The sequence below is a fragment of the Xanthomonas arboricola pv. juglandis genome (assembly GCF_001013475.1).
Taxonomy (GTDB): Bacteria; Pseudomonadota; Gammaproteobacteria; order Xanthomonadales; family Xanthomonadaceae; genus Xanthomonas; species Xanthomonas arboricola.
The window spans coordinates 300,570-324,728 of the sequence record NZ_JZEF01000004.1; the positions used below are offsets into that span (position 1 = coordinate 300,570).

Below are 24,159 nucleotides of genomic sequence, written 5' to 3' on the forward strand. Positions count from 1 at the left end.
GCTTTCCCGCGTGCTTAGAAGCGCGCGCCGACGCCGAAGCCGACGGTCCACGGATCCAGTTCCAGCTCGCTGCCGGTGCCCTGGCCGCCCACGCGCAGTTCCGGACGCGAACGCATGTAGCGGGCGTCGGCACGTGCGAACCAGGTGGAGTTGATGTTCATGTCCACGCCGACGGTGCCGATGACGCCCTTTGCGGTGTCCAGGCCCACGTGCTGGCCGGTGGCCGACGCCGCGTCGATCTTCTCGTTGCTGAAGTTCGACTCGTAGTAGCCCACGCCCACGAACGGACGGAACACGTTATCGGCCTGGCCGAAGTGGTACTGGCCACTGATGGCGATCGGCTGCTGCTCGACGGTACCGATCTTGCCCACGCCATCGGCGTTGACACGGTGGTTGAACTTGTCGGCGGCGCCCCACAGCTCAACGGCCCAGTTGTCGTTGATGTAGTAGCTGGCGCTCAGCGTCGGTGCCGGGCCGCCATCGACGTCCAGGCCCGGAGCCGGGTCGTTCTTCGGCTTGATCAGAGCAACACCGCCGACCACTGCCCAATGCTTTCCGGAAGCGCTATCGGCGCTGGTGGAAGCCGAGGAGGTGTCGCCGGTGTAGGTGGTGTCTTGTGCAAATGCCGACGGCGCAAACGCAAGTGCGGATACGGCAGCCAGGCTCAGGATGGAAATGGCACGCATTGGGGGTCTCCTCAGTGTTCTTGTTAGGCCCGTGGAGTGGGCCGCGCCAAAGCTATTCCTGAAAATCTGAATCCACGCCCACCCGTGGCTCGCTAAAATTTCGTTTGTTCAGCAAGTTTCCGGAGAAGGCCGTGGCTGCAACAGGCAAGCTGAAAAAGACATTCACGCAGATGCGATCGCCGTGACGAAAACCGACCTGTTGCAGGGCCTTCCAGCGCACATTCCTAACGATTGCCGTGTCCTGGTGCTCGGCTCGATGCCGGGCAACGCCTCGTTGCACGCGGCGATGTATTACGCCCATCCGCGCAACCGTTTCTGGCCGCTGATGCAGGAACTGCTGGGCATCGATGCCGGGTTGGCGTATCCGGCGCGCCTGCAGGCACTTGCCGACTGCAAGGTCGGCCTGTGGGATGTGATCGGCCAATGCGAGCGGCGCGGCAGCCTGGACACCGCCATCGTCGCCAGCAGCATCGTGGTCAATCCGCTGGCGGCGCGGCTGGCATCGCTGCCGCAGCTGCGCGCGGTCGCCTGCAACGGGGCGGCCGCCGCGCAGGCATGGCGCCGCCATGTGCAGCCGCTGTTGCCGGTCGCCCTGCACACGCTGCCGGTATGGGCCTTGCCGTCCACCAGCCCGGCCAATGCGGCATGGTCGCTGCCACGGCTGTGCGCGGCCTGGCAGCCGCTGCGCGACGCGCTGGATTAATGACGTCGGATCGCCGCGCAACCAATCCACGGTCGAAGGCATCAGCGAGCCAATGGCGCCGTGCGAGCCATATGCCTGCGTCGTGGCGGAGTTGGCCGACACCTGTCACCACTGCAGCGCCGGCCGTGTTGGTCAGGGGCCAGCCACTGGCCGGAAGTCATGCCAGCGTCCGGCACGGGCAAGTGCCGCTCCTGGGCAGGCATGCTGCAGCCAACGCATCAACGGAAGCGACCAGATGGCGATCAAGCACGCACTACCGATGGCGGCGGGCCTGCTGCTGGGCCTGCTGGTCGCCGTACCGGCTGCTAGCGCCGACGATCTGCACTGCAATGTCAGCAGCGACTACGACCTCACTCTCAACCCGCGCAGCCTGATCCTGATCCGCGCGTCGGGTACGCCGCAGCGGCTGGTGATGCGCCAGGGCGCCTTGTTCGTCGACGACCGCTGGGTCGCGCTGAGCGCGGACGATCGCGCGCGGTTGATCCAGTCCGAGCGGCAGACCCGCGACGTGGTGCCGCTGGCGCAGGAGGTCGGGCGCGAAGCGGCCGACATCGCCGTCACTGCGCTGGGCGAGGTGGCGGCCGGCTTCAGCCGCAGCCCCGAGGCCACACGCGTGCAGCTGTCGGCCGTGCGCGAAAAGATCGACACCCGCCTGAAGCAGAGTTTCGGCAAGAGCCAGCTCACCTCGATCGATATCGATGACGACATCGGCGCGATGGTGGCCGAGCTGCTGCCGCAGCTGATCGGCGATGTCGTCGCCGGTGCGGTGCAGTCGGCACTGACCGGAAACGATCTGCAGCTGCGGTCGCTGGAAGGGGTGGAAACGCGCATCGAGCGCCTGATCGAGCCGCAGGCGCGTGCGTTGCGGCCACGCGCGCAGCAACTGTGCGCGCGGGTCGAGGCGCTCGACGGCATTGGACAATGCGCTGGCGTATCGTTTGCCCTCGGGCGAGCCACTGCAACTGTTGCGGGTCGATCGACGCGCGTCGAAATGATCCGGCGCATGCGGCGGCGAACGCTGCATCCCGTACGGTGCGCGACTTTTTCCACGGCAATGGTTGGCGCTGCGGCCCGCAGCCGGCCACAATAGGTGTTTCCCCATTCTGTTGCCGGAGTTCCCCGTATGGCCGAAATCAAGGAAGCACTTGTCCCCGATATCGGTGACTACAGCGATGTCCCGGTAATCGAGGTGCTGGTGTCGGTCGGCGATACGGTCAGCAAGGACCAGAGCCTGGTCACGCTGGAATCGGACAAGGCCACGATGGAAGTGCCCTCGTCGGTGGCCGGCGTGGTCAAGGAGATCAAGGTCAAGGTCGGCGATTCGCTGTCGCAGGGCGCGCTGGTCGCGCTGATCGAAGTGGCCGACGCCGGCGCCGAAACCGCCGCCGCACCCGCACCGGCCGCCGCTCCCGCCGCTCCGGCCAAGGCTGCGCCCGCTGCCGCGCCGGCGCCTGCCGCCAAGGCCGAACCGGCTGCGCCTGCCGCGTCCTCGGACGGCGGCCTGGTCGAGGCCCGCGTGCCCGATATCGGCGATTACACCGACATCCCGGTGATCGAGGTGCTGGTCGCCGTCGGCGATACCGTCGCCAAGGACCAGAGCCTGGTCACGCTGGAATCGGACAAGGCCACGATGGAAGTGCCGTCCTCGGCCGCCGGTGTGGTCAAGGAACTCAAGGTCAAGGTCGGCGACACGCTCTCGCAGGGCAATGTGGTGGCGATCATCGCTGCCAGCGATGGCGGCGCCGGTGCGGCGCAGTCCCCGGCCAAGCCCAGCACCGACACTGCCGAAACCGCCGGCAAGGTCGAGCCGGTCGCCGTGTCCGCGGTGCCGGACAAGCTGGCCCAGCGCGAGATCGCGCAGGTGCAGGGCGCCCGGTCCAGCGAGACCGCGCAGCCTGCGCAGGGTGGCCAGCCGGCGGCCGGTCAGCCGTCCAGCCCGCCGGTGACCTTCGACGCCGACAGCGTGCTGCCGTCCAAGGTGGCCTACGCCAGCCCGGTGGTGCGCGTGTTCGCACGCGAGCTCGGCGTGGATCTGAACCAGCTCAAGGGCAGCGAAAAGGGCGGCCGCATCACCCGTGAGGACGTGCAGCGCTTCGTCAAGGCCGCACTCAGCGGTGGCGCGCCCGCCGCAGCCGGTGCTGCGCCGGCCGGTGGCGGCAACGGCCTGAACCTGCTGGCCTGGCCGAAGGTGGACTTCAGCAAGTTCGGCGAGACCGAGACCCAGCCGCTGTCGCGCATCAAGAAGATTTCCGGTGCCAACCTGGCACGCAACTGGGCGATGATTCCGCACGTCACCCAGTTCGAATCGGCCGACATCACCGACCTGGAAGCCCTGCGCGTGGCGTTGAACAAGGAAAACGAGAAGGCCGGCATCAAGCTGACCATGCTCGCCTTCCTGGTCAAGGCCAGCGCTGCGGCGTTGAAGAAGTTCCCCGAGTTCAACGCCTCGCTGGATGCGGCCGGCGAGAACCTCACCCTGAAGAAGTACATCAACATCGGCTTCGCCGCCGACACCCCGAACGGCCTGGTCGTGCCGGTGATCCGCGACGTCGACAAGAAGGGCGTGCTGCAGATCGCGCAGGAAAGCGGCGAGCTGGCCAAGAAGGCGCGCGACGGCAAGCTCGGCCCGGCCGACATGAGCGGCGGCTGCTTCTCGATCAGCTCGCTCGGCGGCATCGGTGGCACGGCGTTCACGCCGATCATCAATGCGCCGGAAGTCGCGATCCTGGGCGTGTCCAAGTCGGCGATGCAGCCGGTGTGGAACGGCAAGGAGTTCGCACCCAAGCTGATGCTGCCGCTGTCGTTGAGCTACGACCACCGCGTCATCGACGGCGCGCTGGCCGCACGCTTCACCACCTACCTCAGCCAGGTGCTGGCCGACATGCGCCGCGTCCTGCTGTGAGAGCAGCGCTGCTGACCTTCTCCCTGCTGGGCGTGCTGCCGTGGACATCCGCGGCGGCACGCGAGTGCGAGAGCACGCTCGGGCGCGGCTGGCCGCCGGCGGTGGGCAACTACGGCACCGCGGTGACCACGCTGCTCGACGCCGGCACCAGGCCGAGCCTGTCGTTGCTGACGCTGCCCTCCCGTGGCGTGGAAAGCGGGGTATCGCTGGTGCCGGGCAAGGACGGTGCCGACTGGACCCTGCGGCATAGCCGCGCCGACGAGCGCGTCTACAGCTGGGTCAGCCAGAGCGATCGTGGCAGTGTGCAGTTCCGCACCGCGCAGACCCCGGAAACGGTCGAGATCCCGATTCCGGCGGCGTTGGCAAGGCGCCTGGTCAGCAACTGGACCGGCGCACTGACGCAACTGGCGCCGAGCGGTCGCAGCGCGCCGGTGAGCGAGGGCGAGGTGCTGTCGTTCCAGGTCGATGGCGTGCGTTACAGCGGCACCCGCCCGAGCTGCGGCGCCGGCGAGTTGCTGCTGCAGCAGGCCGCGTTGCTGATCGAAGCCAGCGAAGGCAAGGAAAAGAAGCGCGACAAGCGCTGGACCCAAATCGAATCGTCGCTGGATGAACTCCAGCAGACGCTTGCCGGCACGGCCGGTTGAGCCACAGGAGAAGCAAATGGCGGTCATTGAAATCAAGGTTCCCGACATCGGCGATTACAGCGATGTCCCCGTCATCGAAGTGCTGGTCGCCGTCGGCGACAGCGTGGTCAAGGATCAGGGCCTGGTGACGCTGGAGTCGGACAAGGCCACGCTGGAAGTGCCGTCCTCGGCCGCCGGCGTGGTCAAGGAGCTCAAGGTCAAGGTGGGCGACAGCCTGTCCGAAGGCGCGCTGGTGCTGCTGCTGGAAGCCGAAGGCGAGGCCGCCGCACCGGCTGCGCCCGCCAAGGCCGACAGCAAGCCCGCACCGGCGGCTGCAGCGCCTGCCGCCGCGCCCGGCAGCAAGCCGCCGGTGACGCCGTCGCATCGCGCCCCGGCCGAACCGGCGCCGTCCAAGCCGGCGCTGGCCAGCGGCAAGCCGGCCGATATCGAATGCAAGATGGTGGTGCTCGGCGCCGGCCCTGGCGGCTACACCGCCGCGTTCCGTGCCGCCGACCTGGGCCTGGATACGGTGCTGATCGAGCGCTACGCCAGCCTGGGCGGGGTCTGCCTCAATGTCGGCTGCATCCCGTCCAAGGCGCTGCTGCATGCCGCCGCGGTGATCGACGAAGTGGCGCACGCCGGCGATTTCGGCGTGGACTTCGGCCAGCCCAGGATCACCCTGGACAAGCTGCGCGAGTACAAGGAAAAGGTGGTCGGCAAGCTCACCGGCGGCCTGGCCAGCATGGCCAAGCAGCGCAAGGTGCGCACCGTCACCGGCGTGGCATCGTTCGTGTCGCCCAACGAGCTGGAGATCGTCGGCGACGACGGCAAGACTCAGTTGCTGCGCTTCGAGCACTGCATCATCGCCGCCGGTTCGCAGGCGGTGAAGCTGCCGAACTTCCCGTGGGACGACAAGCGCGTGATGGACTCCACCGACGCGCTGGAACTGCACGACATTCCCAAGACCCTGCTGGTGGTCGGCGGCGGCATCATCGGCCTGGAAATGGCCACGGTGTATAGCGCGCTCGGCAGCAAGGTCACCGTGGTCGAGTTCATGGACCAGCTGATGCCGGGCGCCGACAAGGACCTGGTCAAGCCGCTGGCCGATCGCCTGAAGAAGCAGGGCGTGGAGGTCCATCTCAAGACCAAGGCCACCGACGTCAAGGCCGACGCCAGCGGCATCACGGTGTCGTTCGAAGCGGCCACCGAGCGTGAGGAGCCGGGTCTGCAGGCCACCGCCTACGACCGCGTGCTGGTGGCGGTCGGCCGTACGCCCAACGGCAAGAAGATCGGTGCCGACAAGGCCGGCGTCACCATCACCGAGCGCGGCTTCATCCCGGTCGATCGGCAGATGCGCACCAACGTGCCGCACATCTTCGCCATCGGCGACATCGTCGGTAACCCGATGCTGGCGCACAAGGCCACCCACGAGGGCAAGCTGGCCGCCGAAGTGGCTGCCGGCGAGAAGAAGGAATGGGTGGCGCGGGTGATTCCGTCGGTTGCCTACACCAACCCGGAAATCGCCTGGGTCGGCGTGACCGAGACCGAGGCCAAGGCCAAGGGCCTGAAGGTCGGCGTGGCCAAGTTCCCGTGGGCCGCCAGTGGCCGCGCGATCGGCATCGGCCGCACCGAAGGCTTTACCAAGCTGATCTTCGACGAAGAAACCCACCGCGTGATCGGTGGCGCCATCGTCGGCGTGCATGCCGGTGATCTGCTGGCCGAGATCGGCCTGGCAATCGAGATGGGCGCCGAAGCCGAAGACATCGGCCACACCATCCACGCGCATCCGACCCTGAGCGAATCGGTCGGCATGGCCGCCGAGGTCTACGACGGCACCATCACCGACCTGTACATCCCGAAGAAGAAGTAAGCGCACGTCAGCACTTGCTAGCGACAACGCCCCGCCCCGCGCGGGGCGTTGTCGTTTCGGTGTGCTGCCGGGCTGGTTTCAGGGTGCGGCCGTTCCCACCGGGGCGCTGCATGCGCCACGGAATGCAGTGCTCGCAGTGTTGATGCTCTGCGCTGTGGTCCCATGGCGCGTTGCAGCTGCGCAGCAGGATGAGGGGCCGGCGCATCGTCGCCGTGCACAATGACCTGCCGTGCGGCGCAGGCGGGCGTGACGGTGTGGATGCTGGTGCGGCATTGCCATGCCGATCCGGCCTTCAAGGCGCAGATGCAACAGGTCGCGCATGGCGATATCGGCGCACTCGCTGGTGCTGTCGGCACCGCACAAAAAAGACAAAAGGCCCGCAAAACGCGGGCCTTTTGGTGCAACGCTGCGCGTCGATCAGAACGCGAACGTCACGCCTGCAACCGGGCCCTTGAACTCCTGCTTCAGGCCGATCAGGCCGTCGCTGCCGCGCTGGTCGACGTCGAGCTTGAACCAGTCGTAGCCGGCGAAGATGCCGAAGTTCTTGGTGAAGCGGTATTCGGCAATCGCGTTGGCGCGGCTCAGGTCGCCGTCGTAATCGCCAAAGTCGCCCCAGCTGGTGTTGAGGTACTGGCCCTGCACGTTGAACAGCCAATGCTCGCTCGGACGTGCGGTGAAGCGGATGCCGACCACCGGCGCAACGCCGTCTTCGCTTTCGTCCAGCACGTCGCCACTGAAGACGCTACCCAGGTCGGCGTATGCGTTGGCTTCGACCTTGGCGTATTCGGCGCCGATCTGCAGGCCCAGGCTGAATTCCGGCGAGTCGATGACCGAGTAGTCATACACCAGGGTGGCAACCTGATACTTCAGCTCGCCCTTGATGAAGCTGCCGGTCGGCACGGTGACGCCACCGCCGCTGATGTCCTGGGTCAGGGTCTCGCGGCGATCCTTGTCGTACTTGAAGTAATCGAAGATCAGGCGCTGGCGGGTGCTGATGCGGAACACGCCATCGACGCGCGGCTCCCATTCCTTGCCGCCGAGCTTGAAGTCTTCGTTGACCGACACGTTGTTGCCCGCCACCAGCGTGTTGCCACGGATGGTGTTGTCGTTGTCGACGTTCATCGCACCCAGACGGAGCTGGAAGCGGTCATCGGTATCTTCGGCGTGCGCCGGCGCGGCGTAGGCGGCAGCCAATACGCACGGAATGGCCAGTGCGAGAAGGTGTTTCATGGGGAGCTCCGAATTCTTGGAATGGTCAGGCGGTTCGGCCTGTGCGGCGCATCTTCGATAAGACCGCGTCGTCCATAAGTGAAGGAGCTGTCGCATTGCTGTGAAGGCCGAGATAGCAATCGGACAAAACGGTCCGCTGCTGTGGGCTGTCAGACTTTAGTCGTACACCGCGCAATCCGGGCGCCAATGGCGAAGCGGTACGGCCGGTGTCGCAGCACGATGGAGCCGATTGGACCGCCGATGGGAAGGTCGCAGGGTGCGACAAAATGCGTAAAAAGCAGGAGCCCCGGTGCTCCGGGGCTCCCATACGCGACCTGCGGCAGGACCTTTCGACGAGGATGTGCAGGCCTCGCCGGTTATGACCGCCGGTTTGTGGCAAAGTTCCCACCCGCCGCGGCAACCCTGTATGGTGCGACGCAGCAACGGATGACCTCTGCCGGTTGTCTCGCAATTTGTCCCATTGCTATACTTTCGCGGCTCGACGAGGCGCATCTGCGCTTCCCACTCATTCACACGTAAGGTAACCGTAGTGCTGAACTCCGTTGACGCGGGTCGGCGGTTGATGCTGCGCGCTGCGGTATATCCGCTTGCCGCTGTAGCTATAACCAGTCTGGGGTTGCTGTTGGTCGGTCCCCGTTACTCTGCCGGTCTGGCATTGACCGGGTTTGCGACGGTGCTGGGCGGTTGGGTGGCAGCACGTACCGCGCTAGGTGGCGGTATTCAGGCAGCCGGCATTGCCATGGTCCGGCTGATTCTGGCGATGGTGTTGAAGTGGGTGTTGGTTTTCGTGGCGCTGGCGCTTGGCTTCGGCCTGTGGCGGCTGCCTCCTCTGGCCTTGCTGGCGGGTATCGCCATCGGGCTGATTTTTCAGGTTCTGGCTCTGGCCAGGCGTTGATTCGAACTTAAAGGGCTCCGGACACATGGCGGGCGAGGCAGCAACACCTACCTCCTATATCCAGCATCACTTGCAGAACCTGATCTATCCGGTTCGCGAGGGTGGCGGCACGTTTTGGACCATCCACGTCGACACCCTGGTCATGGCGGTGTTGATGGGCCTGGTGATGGTCTTCGCGTTCTGGACGGCGACCCGCAATGCCACCGCCGGCGTGCCGGGCAAGTGGCAGGCGTTTGTCGAGATTTGCCTGGAGTTCGTTGACCGCCAGGCCAAGGACACCTATCACGGCAGCAGCAAGCTGGTGACGCCGATCGCGATCACCATCTTCTTCTGGATCCTGTTGATGAACCTCATCAAGATGATCCCGGCCGATTTCATCGCCATCCCGCTGGGCTGGGCCGGCATCCACGCCTGGAAGCCGGTGCCCACCGCCGACGTCAATGCCACCCTGGGCATGTCGATCAGCGTGTTCTTCCTGATGATCGTCTTCTCGCTGCGCTCCAAGGGCGTGGGCGGCATGACCAAGGAATTCCTGACGGCGCCGTTCGGCAAGTGGATGATGCCGTTCAACCTGCTTTTGAACATCGTCGAGTGGCTGAGCAAGCCGATTTCGCTGGCGATGCGACTGTTCGGCAACATGTTCGGCGGCGAGATCGTCTTCCTGCTGATCTGGGTGCTGGGCGGTGCGGGCATCGCCGGCATGGTCGCTGGCGGCGTATTCGGCCTCGGCTGGATGCTGTTCCACCTGTTGGTGATTCCGCTGCAGGCCTTCATTTTCATGATGCTGTCGATCGTGTATCTGAGCCTTGCCGAAGACAGTCACTGAGTTTCGCTGCACCCTTCATACGCTTCATCCCGATTCATCCATCACCCTTAGAAACTTTCGTTCGGAGATCACCATGTACCTCGCCGTCCTGACCAACCTCGCTCAAGTCCAGAGCTCCACCGTCCTCGCCGTCGGCATCATGATCGGCCTGGCCGCGCTGGGTGCCGGCCTCGGTCTGGCCATCATGGCTGGCAAGTTCCTGGAATCGGCTGCGCGCCAGCCGGAACTGATCCCGGTGCTGCAGGTCCGCATGTTCATCACCGCCGGCCTGATCGACGCCGCGTTCATCATCAGCGTCGCCGTCGGCCTGCTGTTCGCCTTCGCCAACCCGCTGGCCCAGGTGTTCATCGAGCGTCTGTCGCAGGCTGCCGGCTGATCCAGCGGTAGCAGGATGTGGAGGCAACCGCGTGCGGTTGCGTCCGCGGATGAAGGTCGGAAAGCGTCGCCATGCGGTGGCGCTTTCACCCCTAAACAGCGATTGAGCGACCCATGGATATCACCCTTACCATCTTTGCCCAGGCGCTGGCCTTCGCCGGTCTGATCTGGATCGTCGCGACCAAGATCTGGCCGCCGCTGCTGCAGGCGATCGAAGAGCGTCAGCAAAAGATCGCTGAAGGTCTGGCTGCGGCCGATCGCAGTCAGAAGGATCTGGCGCAGGCGCAGGAAAAGGTCAACGAAGCACTGAAGGACGCACGCACCAAGGCCAACGAGATCATCGATCAGGCCCATGCGCGCGCCAACCAGATCATCGAAGCGGCCAAGCACGAGGCAATTGCCGAAGCCAACCGTCAGAAGGATCTGGCGCAGACCGAGATCGACGCGTCCGCCACGCGTGCCCGCGAGGAACTGCGCAAGCAGGTGTCCGTGCTGGCCGTCAGCGGTGCCGAAAAGCTGCTCAAGCGCGAAATCGATGCCAACGCCCACAAGGCGCTGCTCGACGAGCTGGCGGCGGAGATTTAATCGATGAGTCAGGCCCTCACACTTGCCCGTCCGTACGGCCGCGCCGCGTTTGCGATCGCGCGTGAGGGCGGCAACTTCGCGCCCTGGTCCGATGCGCTGGCGTTTTCGGCGCAGGTGGCCGGCGACCCGCGCGTGGCCGCGCTGCTGCTCAACCCGGCCCTGGGCCAGGATCAGGCAGTGACGTTGCTGGCGCCGCCGCAGGCGAGCGAAGACTATCTGCGTTTCCTCGGCCTGCTGGCCGACGCGCAGCGGCTGTCGCTGCTGCCGGAAGTGGCAGGACTGTACGAACAACTGCGGGCCGAAGCCGAACACGTCGTCAAGGCGACGGTGACCTCGGCGGCTGCAATGAGCCAGGCGGAACTGGACACGATCGCTGCTGCGCTGAAGAAGCGTTTCGGCCGCGAGGTGGACATCACCACCGCGGTGGATGCTTCGTTGATCGGCGGCGCGGTGATCGATACCGGCGACGTGGTCATCGACGGCTCGCTGAAGGGCAAGCTTGCGCGTCTGCAAAGCTCGCTCGCCCACTGAATTCACATAAACGCATGGCCCTCGCGGCCGGCACCTAGGACTGAACGATGGCAACCACGCTCAACCCCTCCGAAATCAGCGACCTGATCAAGACCCGCATCGAGGCGGTCAAGCTGTCCGCAGAGTCGCGCAACGAAGGCTCCGTGACCAGCGTGTCCGACGGCATCGTGCGCATCTTCGGCCTGGCCGACGTGATGCAGGGCGAAATGATCGAACTGCCGAACAACACCTTCGCGCTCGCACTGAACCTGGAGCGCGATTCGGTCGGCGCCGTGGTGCTGGGCGATTACGAGAACCTGCGCGAAGGCGACGTGGCCAAGACCACCGGCCGCATCCTGGAAGTGCCGGTCGGTCCGGAACTGCTCGGTCGCGTGGTCAACGCGCTGGGCGAGCCGATCGACGGCAAGGGCCCGCTGGGCGCCAGCCAGACCGCACCGGTGGAGCGCGTTGCGCCCGGCGTTATCTGGCGCAAGTCGGTCGACCAGCCGGTGCAGACCGGTTACAAGTCGGTCGATGCGATGATCCCGATCGGCCGCGGCCAGCGCGAGCTGGTCATCGGTGACCGCCAGACCGGCAAGACCGCGCTGGCGATCGATGCGGTGATCAACCAGAAGGGCACCGGCATCAAGTGCGTGTACGTGGCGATCGGCCAGAAGGCCTCGACCGTTGCCAACATCGTGCGCAAGCTCGAAGAGAACGGCGCGCTGGCGCACACCGTGGTGGTGGCTGCGACCGCGTCCGAATCGGCCGCGATGCAGTACATCAGCCCGTATGCCGGCTGCACCATGGGCGAGTACTTCATGGACCGCGGCGAAGACGCGCTGATCGTGTATGACGATCTGTCCAAGCAGGCCGTGGCCTACCGCCAGATCTCGCTGCTGCTCAAGCGCCCGCCGGGCCGCGAAGCCTATCCGGGCGACGTGTTCTATCTGCACTCCCGCCTGCTCGAGCGCGCTGCGCGCGTGTCCGAGGAGTACGTGGAGAAGTTCACCAACGGTGCGGTGACCGGCAAGACCGGTTCGCTGACCGCGCTGCCGATCATCGAAACGCAGGCCGGCGACGTGTCCGCGTTCGTGCCGACCAACGTGATCTCGATCACCGACGGCCAGATCTTCCTGGAAACCGACCTGTTCAACGCCGGCATCCGCCCGGCCGTGAATGCCGGTATCTCGGTGTCGCGCGTCGGTGGTGCGGCCCAGACCAAGATCATCAAGAAGCTGTCCGGCGGCATCCGTATCTCGCTGGCGCAGTACCGTGAGCTGGCCGCGTTCGCGCAGTTCGCCTCGGACCTGGACGAAGCCACCCGCAAGCAGCTCGAGCGCGGTCAGCGCGTCACCGAGCTGATGAAGCAGAAGCAGTACGCGCCGATGTCCATCGCCAACCAGGCGCTGTCGATCTATGCCGTCAACGAGGGCTACCTCGACGAAGTGCCGGTCAACAAGCTGTTGGCGTTCGAAGAAGGCCTGCACGCGCACTTCGCCAACACCCAGGGTGAACTGGTCTCCAAGATCAACAACACCGGCGGCTGGGACAACGACATCGAAGCTGCCTTCAAGAAGGGCATCGAAGAGTTCAAGACCACGGGCAGCTGGTAACAGCGCCGGGAGTCGGGATTGGGCATTCGGGATTCGTAGGAGCGGTGATCTGAGGGCTTGAACGCCCAGGATCACCACTTCGGATCTCCAGATTCAGGTACTCGGGGTTTGTGGGTGAGGTGACGTCGGCGGCTTTGGCCAATCCCGAATCACCCATCTCGAATCCCACCATCGAAGCGAGCGAGTATGGCAGGCGGACGCGAAATCAAAACCAAGATCAAGAGCGTGCAGAACACCCGCAAGGTGACGCGCGCGCTCGAAATGGTCTCGGCCTCCAAGATCCGCAAGGCGCAGGACCGTATGAAGACCTCGCGTCCGTACGCGCAGGCGATGAAGCAGGTGATCGGGCATCTGGCGCAGGCCAGCACCGACTACCAGCATCCGTTCCTGGTCGAGCGCGAGCAGGTCAAGCGGGTCGGTTACATCGTGATCTCTTCCGATCGCGGCCTGGCCGGCGGCCTGAACAACAACTTGTTCCGCAGGATGCTGGGCGAAGTGCGCCCGTGGCAGGACAAGGGCGCCGAGATCGACGTGGTGACCATCGGCCAGAAGGCGTCGGCGTTCTTCCGTCGCATCAAGGTCAACATGGTCGGCAGCGTTACCCATCTGGGTGACAGTCCGCAGATCGAGCAGTTGATCGGTGTGATCAAGGTGATGCTGGATGCCTTCGTCGAGGGCAAGGTGGACCGCGTGTATTTGGTCTACAACCGCTTCGTTAACACGATGACGCAGAAGGCCAGCTTCGATCAGCTGCTGCCGCTGCCGGCCGCCGAGCACAAGGTGGCCCATCACGATTGGGATTACCTGTACGAACCCGATGCCGCGACCGTGCTGGAGCACGTGATGACGCGTTACATCGAGTCGCTGGTGTACCAGGCCGTGCTGGAAAACGTGGCCTCCGAGCATGCTGCGCGCATGGTGGCGATGAAGGCCGCCAGCGACAACGCCAACAAGATGATCGGCACCTTGCAACTGGTCTACAACAAGGCGCGTCAGGCGGCGATCACCCAGGAAATTTCGGAAATCGTCAGCGGCGCGGCCGCCGTATAGCCGGGAATAGGGAATGGAGAATCGGGAATGGTCGACGCAGCAGCACTTGATCTTCCCATTCCCGACTCCCGTTTCCCTATTCCCGACACAAGAATCGAACAGACATTAGTGGAGTTATCCAAATGAGTCAGGGCAAGATCGTTCAGATCATCGGCGCGGTCGTCGACGTCGAATTCCAGCGCAATGAAGTGCCGAAGGTCTATCACGCGTTGAAGGTCGAAGGCACCGAAATCACCCTGGAAGTGCAGCAGCAGCTCGGCGATGGCGTGGTGCGCACGATTGCGCTCGGCTCCACCGACGGCCTGAAGCGCAACCTGCTGGCCACCAACACCGAGCGTGCGATTTCGGTGCCGGTCGGTGCCGGGACGCTGGGCCGCATCATGGACGTGCTGGGTCGTCCGATCGACGAGGCCGGCGACGTGCAGGCATCGGACCATTGGGAAATCCATCGCGCTGCGCCGTCGTATGAAGACCAGTCCTCCAGCACCGAGTTGCTGGAAACCGGCATCAAGGTCATCGACCTGATGTGCCCGTTCGCCAAGGGCGGTAAGGTCGGCCTGTTCGGCGGCGCCGGCGTCGGCAAGACCGTCAACATGATGGAACTGATCAACAACATCGCCAAGGCGCACTCGGGCCTGTCCGTGTTTGCCGGCGTGGGCGAGCGTACCCGTGAGGGCAACGACTTCTACCACGAGATGAAAGACTCCAACGTGCTGGACAAGGTCGCGATGGTGTACGGCCAGATGAACGAGCCGCCGGGCAACCGTCTGCGCGTTGCGCTGACCGGCCTGACCATGGCCGAGTACTTCCGCGACGAGAAGGACGAGAACGGCAAGGGCAAGGACGTGCTGCTGTTCGTGGACAACATCTACCGCTACACGCTGGCCGGTACCGAAGTGTCCGCGCTGCTCGGCCGCATGCCGTCGGCAGTGGGCTACCAGCCGACCCTGGCCGAGGAAATGGGCGTGTTGCAGGAGCGCATCACCTCGACCAAGAGTGGTTCGATCACCTCGATCCAGGCCGTGTACGTGCCTGCGGACGATCTGACCGACCCGTCGCCGGCGACCACCTTCGCCCACCTGGACTCCACCGTTACGCTGAGCCGTAACATCGCTTCGCTGGGTATCTACCCGGCGGTGGATCCGCTGGATTCCACCAGCCGCCAGATGGACCCGCTGGTGATCGGCACCGAGCATTACGACACCGCCCAGCGTGTCCAGCAGACCTTGCAGAAGTACAAGGAACTGAAGGACATCATCGCGATCCTGGGCATGGACGAGCTGAGCGAAGAAGACAAGCAGTCGGTGTCGCGCGCACGCAAGATCGAGCGCTTCTTCAGCCAGCCCTTCCACGTGGCCGAAGTGTTCACCGGCTCGCCGGGCAAGTACGTCTCGCTGAAGGACACCATCCGCGGCTTCAAGGCGATCTGCGACGGCGAGTACGACCACCTGCCGGAGCAGGCGTTCTACATGGTCGGCAGCATCGAAGAAGCCGTCGAGAAAGCCAACAAGATGAGCGCCAAGGCGTAAGAGCCGGGATTTGGCATTCGGGATTCGGGATTTGGTACGGCGGTAATTGGGACGGTGGATGAGGATGGGAACGACGGTGAACGCCGCTGTTGCCAATCCCCAATCCCCAATCCCCAATCCCCGCCTCACAACGCGAGGCACCATGAGCACTATCCGTTGCGACATCGTCAGCGCCGAGAAGGAAATCTTCCACGGTGAGGCGACGCTGGTCGTGGCCACCGGCGAGTTGGGTGAGCTGGGCATCGCGCCCAAGCACGCACCGCTGATCACGCGCCTGAAGCCGGGCAAGGTGGTGGTCACCACCGCCAGCGGCGAACAGCTGGACTTCGCCATTTCTGGCGGCATCCTGGAAGTGCAGCCGCAGGTGGTGACCGTGCTGGTCGATACCGCGGTGCGCGCGCAGGACATCGACGAAGCCGCCGTGCGCAAGGTCAAGGAAGAGGTCGAGCGTCTGCTGGCCAACCGTGGCGACACGGTGGATGTGGCCGATGCGCAGCGTCGGCTCGCCGAGGCGACCGTGCAGCTGCAGGCACTGGAACGCCTGCGTCGCAACCTCAAGCACTAAGCACGCGGGCGTGCGCGCATTTGCTAGCGCACGCAGACGTGATACCCGATGCAGCGCCGCACGCAGGTGTGGAGTGAAAATGCCGACCCTAGGGTCGGCGTTTTCGTTTCTGGAGCTGCGTGTGCGTGGCGCCGCCCCCATGCCTGGGCACAGCAGGCACACTGCCTGCCTCGCGCTATGCCGCCGGTTGCAGGCGGCGGCCTCTCACTCTCGCACGTCGAGGAACACCCGATGACCCGCACGATCGATGGCTTTCGTAGTTACGCGCTGAGCGGCCTGCTGGCCGTGGCGATGCTGGGGTGCGCGCTGCCTGCACGCAGCCAGCCGCCGCTGGATCCGCTGCTGGATCGCATCGTGCAACGCAATGCCATCGGCGATGCGGTGGCGCTGAGCAAGTGGGACAGCGGCAAGCCGGTGCTGGACCAGACCCGCGAGGCGGCGGTGCTGCAGAGCGTGCGCGAGCAGGCGCCTGCGCATGGGCTGGAGGCCGACGATGCGGCGCGCTTCTTCGCGGCGCAGATCGAGGCCAACAAGGCGGTGCAATACGCGTTGCTGAACCACTGGCGCGAACGCGGACGCGCGCCGGACACCGCGCGTCCGGATCTGGCGAGCCTGCGCACGCGTCTGGATCAACTGCAAGGTCAATTGCTCGACGCACTAGCCGAGGTCGCGCCGGCACGTGCAGCGCCGCAATGCGCGACCAGCACCGCGCGTGCGGCGGCCCATTACGCCGCGCAATGGCAGCTGGACGCGCTGCATCGTGCGGCGCTGGTACGCAGCCTGGGCGATTTCTGCCACTGATATGCGCCGGGTCCGACGCTGCCCGGGCTCAGATACGCTCGCTCAGCGATACACCACGTGCCGGCCCAAGAAAAACGAAACGATCGCCAGGCCGCCTTCCACCAGCGGTTTGGCCAGCCAGGCCTGGCGCAGGCCGACCAGATCCACCGTTGCCGACAACAGCCAGGTGCTGATGAGCGTCAGCGCCAGCCACATCAGCGCAAAGCGGCGAAAACGCGGCCAACCCAGACGTGCGCCGCCTTCCTGGGCAAAGGTGTAGCGGCCGTTGAGCCAGAAGCCCAGCACCGCGCCACTGATCCGCCCGAGCAGATTGGCAGGCACGGCGGGCATGCCGGCCGCGGTGGCGGCGATGAAGATGCCGCAATCCACCGCCAGCTGCAGGGCACCAATGATCATGAATTGGCTGCCTTGGCGGAACAGACTCATACGGGCCGGGTCATCGTGAAAGGGCGCTCATGCTAACGGCAGCGGCGCTTGAAAAGTGTCATCGTCGCGCGTGCTGCAGGCAGGACACGACGCACTGCCGGGACAGCGACTAGAATTTGGCTCTCCCATGTTCTGGAACGCTTCGATGACTCTGCCCCTGCACGTCGTGATCCTGGCCGCGGGCGAGGGCAAGCGCATGCGCTCGTCCCTGCCCAAGGTGCTGCAGCCGCTGGCGGGCCAGCCGATGCTGGCACATGTGATCGCCACGGCGCGGCAGCTGCAGCCGGCAGCGATCCATGTGGTGCACGGGCACGGCGGCGAGCAGGTGCAGGCGGCATTTGCCGCGCAGGGCGATCTGCACTGGGCCGAGCAACGGCAGCAACTGGGTACCGGGCATGCGGTGCAGCAGGCGATGGATGCGATTCCGGATGCGGCCACGGTGCTGGTGCTGTACGGCGATGTGCCGCTGATCCAGTCGCAGGACCTGCTGCAGCTGCTGCACGCACCCGGGCGCATGGCGGTGCTGGTGGCCGATGTGCCCAATCCCACCGGCTACGGCCGCATCCTGCGCGATGCCGAGGGCAAGGTCGCCGCGATCGTCGAGCAGAAGGATGCCAACGACGAGCAGCGCCGCATCCGTACCATCAACACCGGCATCCTCACTGCCGAGTCCACGGCGCTGCGCCGCTGGCTGGCCGGCCTGTCCAACGAGAATGCGCAGGGCGAGTTCTACCTCACCGACGTGTTTGCCAGCGCCGCCGCCGATTTCACCCCGGCCGACATGGTGCATGTGGCCGACGTGCAGGATGTGGAAGGCGCCAACGACCCCTGGCAACTGGCGCAGCTGGAACGCGCCTGGCAGCTGCGTGCCGCCCGTGCGCTCTGCCTGCAGGGCGTGCGCATGGCCGACCCGGCGCGCGTGGAGCAGCGCGGCACGGTGACCGTGGGCAGCGACGTGCAGCTGGATATCGACGTGATCCTGGAAGGCGATGTGACGCTGGGCGATGGCGTGGTGATCGGTCCGTTCGTGCGCCTGCGCGATGTGACGCTCGGCGCCGGCACGCAGGTGCGCGCTCATTGCGATCTGGAAGGCGTGGTGACGGAAGGGGCGGTGCAGATCGGTCCATTCGCGCGGCTGCGTCCTGGCACCGTGCTGGCCGATGGCGTGCATATCGGCAACTTCGTCGAGACCAAGAAGGTCACGATGGGCGTGGGCAGCAAGGCCAACCATCTGACCTACCTGGGCGATGCGGTGATCGGCAGCAAGGTCAACATCGGCGCCGGCACCATCACCTGCAACTACGATGGGGTGAACAAGTCGCAGACCAGCATCGGCGATGGCGCCTTTGTCGGTTCCAACAGCGCACTGGTGGCACCGATCGAGATCGGTGCCATGGCCACCATCGGCGCGGGCTCGGTGATCACCCGCGATGCGCCTGCCGGGCAGCTCAGCGTCACGCGTGCGCGTCAAACCGTGGTCGAAGGCTGGGAACGCCCGACCAAGAAGTAGCTTGCCTGCAGGCGTGCGGCCTGGCTGCACGTCGCTGCAGCGCGCACAGCTGCTGTAAAGCGATGCCATGCATAGGCTACGCCCGTCACGATGGTTCAAGAGGTGCACGATGCGAACGCCACGTTGCGTGTTGCTGGTGACATGGCTGCTGCTATTGGCGGCAGTGCTGCCAGCTGCGGCCCATGCGCAGACCTACCGGCTGTATCTGGCGCCGGACGGCAACGATGCGGCGGCAGGCACCAGCGCAACGACCGCGTTGCGGAGTCTGGCGGCCGCCCAGCAGCGGCTGCTGGAGCAGCGGCCCAGCGGCGCGGTGGACGTGGTGATCGCCGCCGGCACGTATCTGCGGCAGTCGGTGCAATGGACGTTCACCAACGGGGCGCCCATTCGCTTTATCGCCGCGTCCGACGCTGCCGCGCCACCGTGGTTCGACGGGCGCGGTGGCGCGACCTGGTTCACGCTGAAGGGCGGCAGCGATGCTGCCACCCGGCTGACCTTCACCGGGTTGAAGGTCAGCAATTACTGGATGGCGATGGACCTGGGCAGCAGCAAGCGCAGCGCGGACGGCAACAGCGGCAACATCATCCGCAACATGACTTTCGAGCGGGTCGGTGGTGTCCATGGCAGCAGCAGTGAGGCCGCCTATTCGTTCGCGGCGATCCGCCTGCAGAACTCGCGCGACAACCGAATCGAACACAATCGCTTCGTGTCGATCGAAAACGACACCCGGACTTCGGGTTTCGTGCACGCGATCTACCTGGCGCGCCACTCGTCCGGCAACCGCATCGAAGGCAATACCTTCACCGACGTCAACGGCGATGCCGTGCGTACCCGCGATGCCTCCGACAACACCTACGTGGCGGCCAACCGTTTCGTCCGGGCTGGCAAGTACGCGGCGTTCTCGGACTGGATCAAGCCCGATGGCGAATGTCCGTCGCAAGGCGGGCAGTTTGTCGACAACACCGTTGGAACCGGCTATTACGGCACGATCGCCGCCACCCGCACCAGCGGTGCCGACGATGCCTGCGGTGCGTTGAAACAAGCGCGGATTGAAGAACGCGGAACGATGCGCGGCAACTAGCCGGCTGCCGCCGCCGGCAGCAGCAAGGTGACGCACAACCCGCCGTGTTCGCGGTTATGCAGCGAGATGCGCCCGCCGTGCGCTTCGGCGATCTCGCGGGTGAGCGCAAGCCCGAGCCCTGTGCCATTGCGCTTGGTCGAGTAGAACGGCATCAGTGCGTTATGCAGCACGGCCTCGTTCATGCCGTTGCCGCGGTCCAGCACTTCGATCCGTAGCCATTGCGGCACGCGCGTGACGCGCACGGCGACATCGCTGTTGGGCGGCTGCGCTTCGCTGCAGGCTTCGTGCGCGTTCTTGAGCAGGTTGAGCAGCGCCTGCTCGATCTGCGCGGCATCGATGCGGCTGGAGACATCGCTCAGTGCGCCCTGCAGCTGAAACGGAATCTGCTGCCGCAAACGCTCCAGGAACGGTGCCCATTCGATGGTCTGCAACTGCGGCTGCGGCAACTTGGCAAAGCGGGCGTAGCCGCGGATGAAGCCTTCCAGATGACGTGCGCGTTCTTCGATGGTCTCGAACACCGTGCCGAGCCGGTCGGTGCGTTCGCGGCGCAGCAACTCGGCGCCGGAATGTGCCAGCGATGCGATCGGTGCGAGCGAATTGTTCAATTCATGGCTGATCACGCGGATGACCTTCTTCCAGGTCTGCACTTCCTGGCGCCGCAGTTCGGTGGTGAGGGTGCGGATCAGCAGCAGCTCGTGACCGCGTCCGTTGAGATGGAAACTGCGGCGTGACAGGTGATAGATCTGCTCGTCGTCTTCGTCATCGCCGTCCTCGCGGACCGCAAACAGGCAATCGCCGCCGCGGGCCAGCGCATCGCGCAGTTCGCCGGGCATGCGCGCCAGCACGTCGTCCAGGTGCTGGCCTTCGAGCTTGCGGCCATCGTGCAGCAGCTTGCGTGCGGCGTTGTTGGAAAAACCGATGCGGCGCACGCCATCGCCACCGGCCACCACCAGCAGCATCGCCACCGGGGTGTTCTGCAGCATGGTGTCGAGCATCAGTTCGCGCTGCACCAGGTTGCGCCGTTGCGCGCGCAGCACCTCGCCCAGTTCCGCGTGCGCCTGCACCAGCTGCGCCAGCTCGTCGTTGCCGCGCCAGTACACGCCGAAGTTGTATTCGCCATCGCGGTAGCTGCTGGTGGTGCCGGCCAGGGCACGGAACAGCGAGCGCATCGGCGCAGTGGCGCGGCTGAGGCTGAACCACATCGCCGACAGCAGCACCACCACCGACACCGCAGCCACTTGCCAGCCACGGTCCATCCAGTACGCCATGAACCAGGGCAGCGCGGCGGCCAGCGCCAGCACCGGCAACAGCCGCAAGAACAGCGAGAACGTGAAGGAACGTTGCCACATGTCGGGAATCATTCCGAAGTGATGCCGTAGCGGTCCATGCGCCGGTACAGCGCCTGCCGGCTCAGCCCCAGCTCGGCAGCGGCCTGGGCGATGACGCCCTGTGCGCGCGCCAGTGCCTGTTCGATACGGGCGCGATCCGGCTCGCCGGTTGCCGGCGGGGCCGGGCGCGATGCGGCTGCGCGCGGCAGGTTCAGATCGCCGGCTTCGATGCGCACACCTTGCGCAAGCAGCGACGCGCGCTGCAGCACATTGCGCAGCTCGCGCACGTTGCCGGGCCAGGCGTGCCGCTGCAGGGCATCCCGGGCCTGCGTGGACAAGGGTTTTTCGCCGGCCAGGAAGTGCTCGGCCAACGGCCCGATATCGCCGGGGCGTTCGGCCAGGGCGGGCAGCGCGATCTCCACCGTGTTGAGGCGGTAGTACAGGTCTTCGCGGAAGCTGCCATCGCGGATCATGGCCTGCAGGTCGGCGTTGGTGGCGCTGATCACCCGCACCTTGGCGTGGCGTTCGCGGTTGGAGCCCAGGCGCTCGTAGCGGCCGGTTTCCAGCACGCGCAGCAACTTCATCTGCCCGGCCAGCGGCAGGTTGCCGATTTCGTCCAGAAACAGCGTGCCGCCATCGGCGGCTTCGAACTTGCCTTCGCGCGCCTTGTTGGCGCCGGTATACGCGCCGGCTTCGGCGCCGAACAGCTCGGCTTCGATCAATTCGCCCGGCAATGCGCCGCAATTGAGCGCAATGAAGGGGCCGTGTTTGGCTGGCGAGTTGGCCTGGATGATCTCGGCGATCTTCTCTTTGCCGCTGCCGTTGGGGCCGGTGATCAGCACCGGCAGATCCGAGCGTGCGACCTGGCAGGCGAGCGCGATCGCGCGTTCGCTGGAGGGGTCGGCGAACACCGCACCGCGCAGGTCGTAACGTTGGGTCAGCTGCTCGCGACCGCGCCGCTCGCGCTCGCGCCGACGTTCCAGCTCGCGGCGGGCTTCGGACAGCTCCAGCAGGTTGTTGACCGTGGTCAGCAGCTTGGTGTCGTCCCAGGGCTTGGCGATGTAGTCGGCCGCACCGGCCTTGACCAGGCCCACCGCGCTGCCCAGGTGGGTCCAGGCAGTGAGCAGGATCACCGGCAGGTCCGGGTGGCGCTGACGGATCTGGGTGAACAAGGCTTCGCCTTCCTCGCCGGAGGTGGTGTCGGCGGTGAAGTTCATGTCCTGGATCACCAGATCGAATCCCTGCTCGTCCAGCAGTGCCAACCCGGCCTGCGGCGAGTGCGCATGCCGCGCCTCGATATCGTGCAGCGAGAACAGCACCTCCAACGCAGTGGCCACAGCGGTGTTGTCGTCGATGATCAGGATCTGCGGCATCGCGGTGCTCGGTGAAAGGCGCGGGAGGGAATGGCTATCAGAACAGGATTCGGCGCGTGGCGGAACTGTGCGAGCAATAGGAAGGGTAGGTGCCTGACTGGCCTTTGCCAGACCGAGCTGATTGCGGCACTGCAGTGATCGCCTGATCGGTGCGATGAGGTTGGCAGCGGACATGCGTCGATGCCGAGCTCAAGTGCAGATCCAGGCGCAACGCTGGATATCAGCACGGGGCAGGCGCCTGCGACACAGGCGCCTTGGTAGACAGGGCGGTGGTGACAAAATCGGCATTGCCCAGGCGGCCGACGGCCAAGTCACTTGTGGCGATGCTGCCATCGCGCAGGATCTAAGCAACATCACTGTGTGCTGTGTGCTGCGCGTCAGTGGGTCGACAGCGACCGCTGACGCGCAGCGTGCGCATCACGCGCTGCGTGTGGCCACCGCCGGCGGCACCATCGCGGCACGCCGTGCGGGCCAGTACACGGCGATCTGGCCCAGCGCCCAGAGCAACAGTGCGCCGATCGGCAGATACAGCACCGGCAGGCGCGGCAATTCGTAGCGGGCCATCAGCCAGACATTGATCGAGTACGCCAGCAACATGCCGAGCACGATACCGACCGAGGCGAGCAGAAAATTCTCGATCTGGAAGTAGCGCAGGATCTGGCCGCGTGTGGCACCCAGTGCACGACGAATGCCAATCTGCTTGGTGCGTTGCTGCACCCAGAAGCTGGCCAGGCCGACGATGCCCAGCGCGGTGACGATCAGCAGCGCGATGCAGACCGCACCAAGCAGCCAGACCATGGCGCGGTCGTTCTGGAAGTATTCCTCGCGGATCTCGCTATAGGTCTGTTGCTTCAGCACCAGCCGGCTGTTGTCCAGCTTCATCAATGCGGCGACCGCAGATTGCAACACCTCTGCGCGACGCGTCTGATCGGTCACACGGATCATGTACTGGCCTGAGGTGTAATCGATGCGGATTGGCAGCAGCATCGAGTAATTGCTCTGGTTGACGCCATTGGAATTGCTGTTGTTGGGGCGTGCCAGTGTCTGCACGATGCCGATTATGTGTAACGCCGTCTCGCCCGCGTAAATTGTCTTGCCCAACGCAGGTTGGGTCGGGAACAGTTTGTCGGCCATGGTCTGCGCGATGATCACCGAAATGCCTTTTTTATCGAGAGACCTGTCGTTATTCGCCTGCTCCATATCAATGATTTCGTTTGCAGTGAAATCCCTGCCTGCCACCAGTTGCAGGCCAAGCGTGCTCACAGCACTTTCGCCCGACATGTATTGCGCAGCATTGAGCGTCTGACGCTCCTGCTCTCGGGTCAGGGAGATGCTGCTGTTCCAGGAATAATTGACGAAGGGAATCTGATTGATTGCTGTCGCCCCGCGTACACCGGGCAGGCTGCGCAGTGCTGCCAGATCCTCACGCGTGCGCGCTTCTGCATTGACCTGGGTGCCGATGCCTCCCAATTGGATGCTGACCAGTTCCGATTCGGCGATGCCGCTGGGCTGCTGCAGCGTTTCAATGCGGTTGCCGATCAGAAACATGGCATTGCAGATGATCGCGCAGGCCAGTGCGATCTCGAGCACGATCAGCGCTGCTGCTGTCTTGTGACGGCGCAACGTGGAAATGATGGGGCGGATGTCCATGGGTGGTACCTTCGATGAGAGGCCG

Annotated in this window: 22 protein-coding genes and 1 pseudogene; 17 read left to right on the forward strand and 6 right to left on the reverse strand. The window is 65.1% G+C overall.

Features of this window, described 5'->3' with window-relative positions:
- Nucleotides 1-14 precede the first annotated feature (14 nt).
- Nucleotides 15-686: an OmpW/AlkL family protein gene (locus tag XARJCFBP2528_RS16310; RefSeq protein WP_016901022.1), complete on the reverse strand. Its 672-nt coding sequence runs from the start codon at nucleotides 684-686 to the stop codon at nucleotides 15-17.
- Nucleotides 687-861: 175 nt separating this feature from the next.
- Between XARJCFBP2528_RS16310 and XARJCFBP2528_RS16315 the strand changes: the two genes are divergently transcribed.
- The 5 genes and pseudogenes from XARJCFBP2528_RS16315 to lpdA all read left to right on the forward strand — a co-directional run bounded on the left by XARJCFBP2528_RS16315 (nucleotide 862) and on the right by lpdA (nucleotide 6,784).
- Nucleotides 862-1,389 carry a DNA-deoxyinosine glycosylase gene (locus XARJCFBP2528_RS16315; protein ID WP_369920328.1) on the forward strand — a complete coding sequence of 176 codons (528 nt, stop codon included), beginning with the start codon at nucleotides 862-864 and terminating at the stop codon, nucleotides 1,387-1,389.
- 235 nt (nucleotides 1,390-1,624) lie between these two features.
- A pseudogene (locus XARJCFBP2528_RS16320) lies at nucleotides 1,625-2,384 on the forward strand (DUF2884 family protein).
- Between the two features lie 128 nt (nucleotides 2,385-2,512).
- Complete coding sequence (locus tag XARJCFBP2528_RS16325; protein WP_016901020.1) at nucleotides 2,513-4,291, forward strand: dihydrolipoyllysine-residue acetyltransferase; 1,779 nt, start codon at nucleotides 2,513-2,515, stop codon at nucleotides 4,289-4,291.
- Complete coding sequence (locus XARJCFBP2528_RS16330; protein WP_016901019.1) at nucleotides 4,288-4,935, forward strand: hypothetical protein; 648 nt, start codon at nucleotides 4,288-4,290, stop codon at nucleotides 4,933-4,935. The genes XARJCFBP2528_RS16325 and XARJCFBP2528_RS16330 overlap by 4 nt, the downstream gene beginning before the upstream one ends.
- A gap of 16 nt (nucleotides 4,936-4,951) precedes the next feature.
- Nucleotides 4,952-6,784, forward strand: a complete 1,833-nt coding sequence (gene lpdA / locus XARJCFBP2528_RS16335; RefSeq protein WP_016901018.1) for a dihydrolipoyl dehydrogenase — start codon at nucleotides 4,952-4,954, stop codon at nucleotides 6,782-6,784.
- 417 nt (nucleotides 6,785-7,201) lie between these two features.
- Here lpdA and XARJCFBP2528_RS16340 read toward each other — a convergent pair whose 3' ends face one another.
- A complete protein-coding gene (locus XARJCFBP2528_RS16340; protein WP_026064024.1) occupies nucleotides 7,202-8,014 on the reverse strand; it encodes a hypothetical protein in 813 nt (270 codons plus the stop codon).
- Nucleotides 8,015-8,543: 529 nt separating this feature from the next.
- Here XARJCFBP2528_RS16340 and XARJCFBP2528_RS16345 point away from each other — a divergent pair.
- The 10 genes from XARJCFBP2528_RS16345 (at nucleotide 8,544) to XARJCFBP2528_RS16390 (ending at nucleotide 16,766) form a co-directional block, all read left to right on the forward strand.
- On the forward strand, nucleotides 8,544-8,909 hold the full coding sequence (locus XARJCFBP2528_RS16345) for a hypothetical protein (RefSeq protein WP_016901016.1): 366 nt from the start codon (nucleotides 8,544-8,546) through the stop codon (nucleotides 8,907-8,909).
- Nucleotides 8,910-8,934: 25 nt separating this feature from the next.
- A complete protein-coding gene (atpB, locus tag XARJCFBP2528_RS16350) occupies nucleotides 8,935-9,735 on the forward strand; it encodes a F0F1 ATP synthase subunit A (RefSeq protein WP_016901015.1) in 801 nt (266 codons plus the stop codon).
- 73 nt (nucleotides 9,736-9,808) lie between these two features.
- Nucleotides 9,809-10,111, forward strand: a complete 303-nt coding sequence (gene atpE, locus XARJCFBP2528_RS16355; protein WP_002814105.1) for a F0F1 ATP synthase subunit C — start codon at nucleotides 9,809-9,811, stop codon at nucleotides 10,109-10,111.
- Between the two features lie 113 nt (nucleotides 10,112-10,224).
- Nucleotides 10,225-10,695 (forward strand): F0F1 ATP synthase subunit B, encoded by a 471-nt coding sequence (locus XARJCFBP2528_RS16360; RefSeq protein WP_016901014.1) that lies wholly within the window; start codon nucleotides 10,225-10,227, stop codon nucleotides 10,693-10,695.
- Between the two features lie 3 nt (nucleotides 10,696-10,698).
- Nucleotides 10,699-11,226, forward strand: coding sequence for a F0F1 ATP synthase subunit delta (locus XARJCFBP2528_RS16365; RefSeq protein ID WP_016901013.1), 528 nt, complete (start codon nucleotides 10,699-10,701; stop codon nucleotides 11,224-11,226).
- 47 nt (nucleotides 11,227-11,273) lie between these two features.
- Entirely contained in the window at nucleotides 11,274-12,821 is a 1,548-nt protein-coding gene (atpA, locus tag XARJCFBP2528_RS16370) for a F0F1 ATP synthase subunit alpha (protein WP_016901012.1), read from the forward strand.
- Nucleotides 12,822-13,007: 186 nt separating this feature from the next.
- Nucleotides 13,008-13,871: a F0F1 ATP synthase subunit gamma gene (gene atpG / locus XARJCFBP2528_RS16375; protein ID WP_016901011.1), complete on the forward strand. Its 864-nt coding sequence runs from the start codon at nucleotides 13,008-13,010 to the stop codon at nucleotides 13,869-13,871.
- Between the two features lie 122 nt (nucleotides 13,872-13,993).
- Nucleotides 13,994-15,400, forward strand: a complete 1,407-nt coding sequence (gene atpD, locus XARJCFBP2528_RS16380) for a F0F1 ATP synthase subunit beta (RefSeq protein WP_016901010.1) — start codon at nucleotides 13,994-13,996, stop codon at nucleotides 15,398-15,400.
- A gap of 142 nt (nucleotides 15,401-15,542) precedes the next feature.
- Nucleotides 15,543-15,965, forward strand: coding sequence for a F0F1 ATP synthase subunit epsilon (locus XARJCFBP2528_RS16385; protein ID WP_016901009.1), 423 nt, complete (start codon nucleotides 15,543-15,545; stop codon nucleotides 15,963-15,965).
- Nucleotides 15,966-16,196: 231 nt separating this feature from the next.
- Nucleotides 16,197-16,766 carry a chorismate mutase gene (locus tag XARJCFBP2528_RS16390; RefSeq protein ID WP_047124935.1) on the forward strand — a complete coding sequence of 190 codons (570 nt, stop codon included), beginning with the start codon at nucleotides 16,197-16,199 and terminating at the stop codon, nucleotides 16,764-16,766.
- Between the two features lie 42 nt (nucleotides 16,767-16,808).
- On the opposite strand, the gene XARJCFBP2528_RS16395 is transcribed toward XARJCFBP2528_RS16390, so the two are convergent.
- Nucleotides 16,809-17,192: a GtrA family protein gene (locus XARJCFBP2528_RS16395; protein WP_016901007.1), complete on the reverse strand. Its 384-nt coding sequence runs from the start codon at nucleotides 17,190-17,192 to the stop codon at nucleotides 16,809-16,811.
- A gap of 145 nt (nucleotides 17,193-17,337) precedes the next feature.
- On the opposite strand from XARJCFBP2528_RS16395, the gene glmU reads away from it, so the two are divergent.
- The gene (glmU, locus tag XARJCFBP2528_RS16400; protein WP_016901006.1) at nucleotides 17,338-18,702 is read left to right on the forward strand and encodes a bifunctional UDP-N-acetylglucosamine diphosphorylase/glucosamine-1-phosphate N-acetyltransferase GlmU; all 1,365 of its coding nucleotides are present in this window, start codon (nucleotides 17,338-17,340) and stop codon (nucleotides 18,700-18,702) included.
- A 109-nt stretch (nucleotides 18,703-18,811) separates the two neighbouring features.
- A complete protein-coding gene (locus tag XARJCFBP2528_RS16405; RefSeq protein WP_026064022.1) occupies nucleotides 18,812-19,783 on the forward strand; it encodes a NosD domain-containing protein in 972 nt (323 codons plus the stop codon).
- On the opposite strand, the gene XARJCFBP2528_RS16410 is transcribed toward XARJCFBP2528_RS16405, so the two are convergent.
- The 3 genes from XARJCFBP2528_RS16410 to XARJCFBP2528_RS16420 form a co-directional block, all read right to left on the reverse strand.
- Nucleotides 19,780-21,132 (reverse strand): sensor histidine kinase, encoded by a 1,353-nt coding sequence (locus XARJCFBP2528_RS16410; protein WP_016901004.1) that lies wholly within the window; start codon nucleotides 21,130-21,132, stop codon nucleotides 19,780-19,782. The two genes, XARJCFBP2528_RS16405 and XARJCFBP2528_RS16410, sit on opposite strands and share 4 nt — an antisense overlap.
- Before the next feature lie 8 nt (nucleotides 21,133-21,140).
- Nucleotides 21,141-22,484 carry a sigma-54-dependent transcriptional regulator gene (locus XARJCFBP2528_RS16415; RefSeq protein ID WP_016901003.1) on the reverse strand — a complete coding sequence of 448 codons (1,344 nt, stop codon included), beginning with the start codon at nucleotides 22,482-22,484 and terminating at the stop codon, nucleotides 21,141-21,143.
- A 417-nt stretch (nucleotides 22,485-22,901) separates the two neighbouring features.
- Entirely contained in the window at nucleotides 22,902-24,134 is a 1,233-nt protein-coding gene (locus XARJCFBP2528_RS16420) for an ABC transporter permease (protein ID WP_016901001.1), read from the reverse strand.
- Nucleotides 24,135-24,159: the final 25 nt, after the last annotated feature.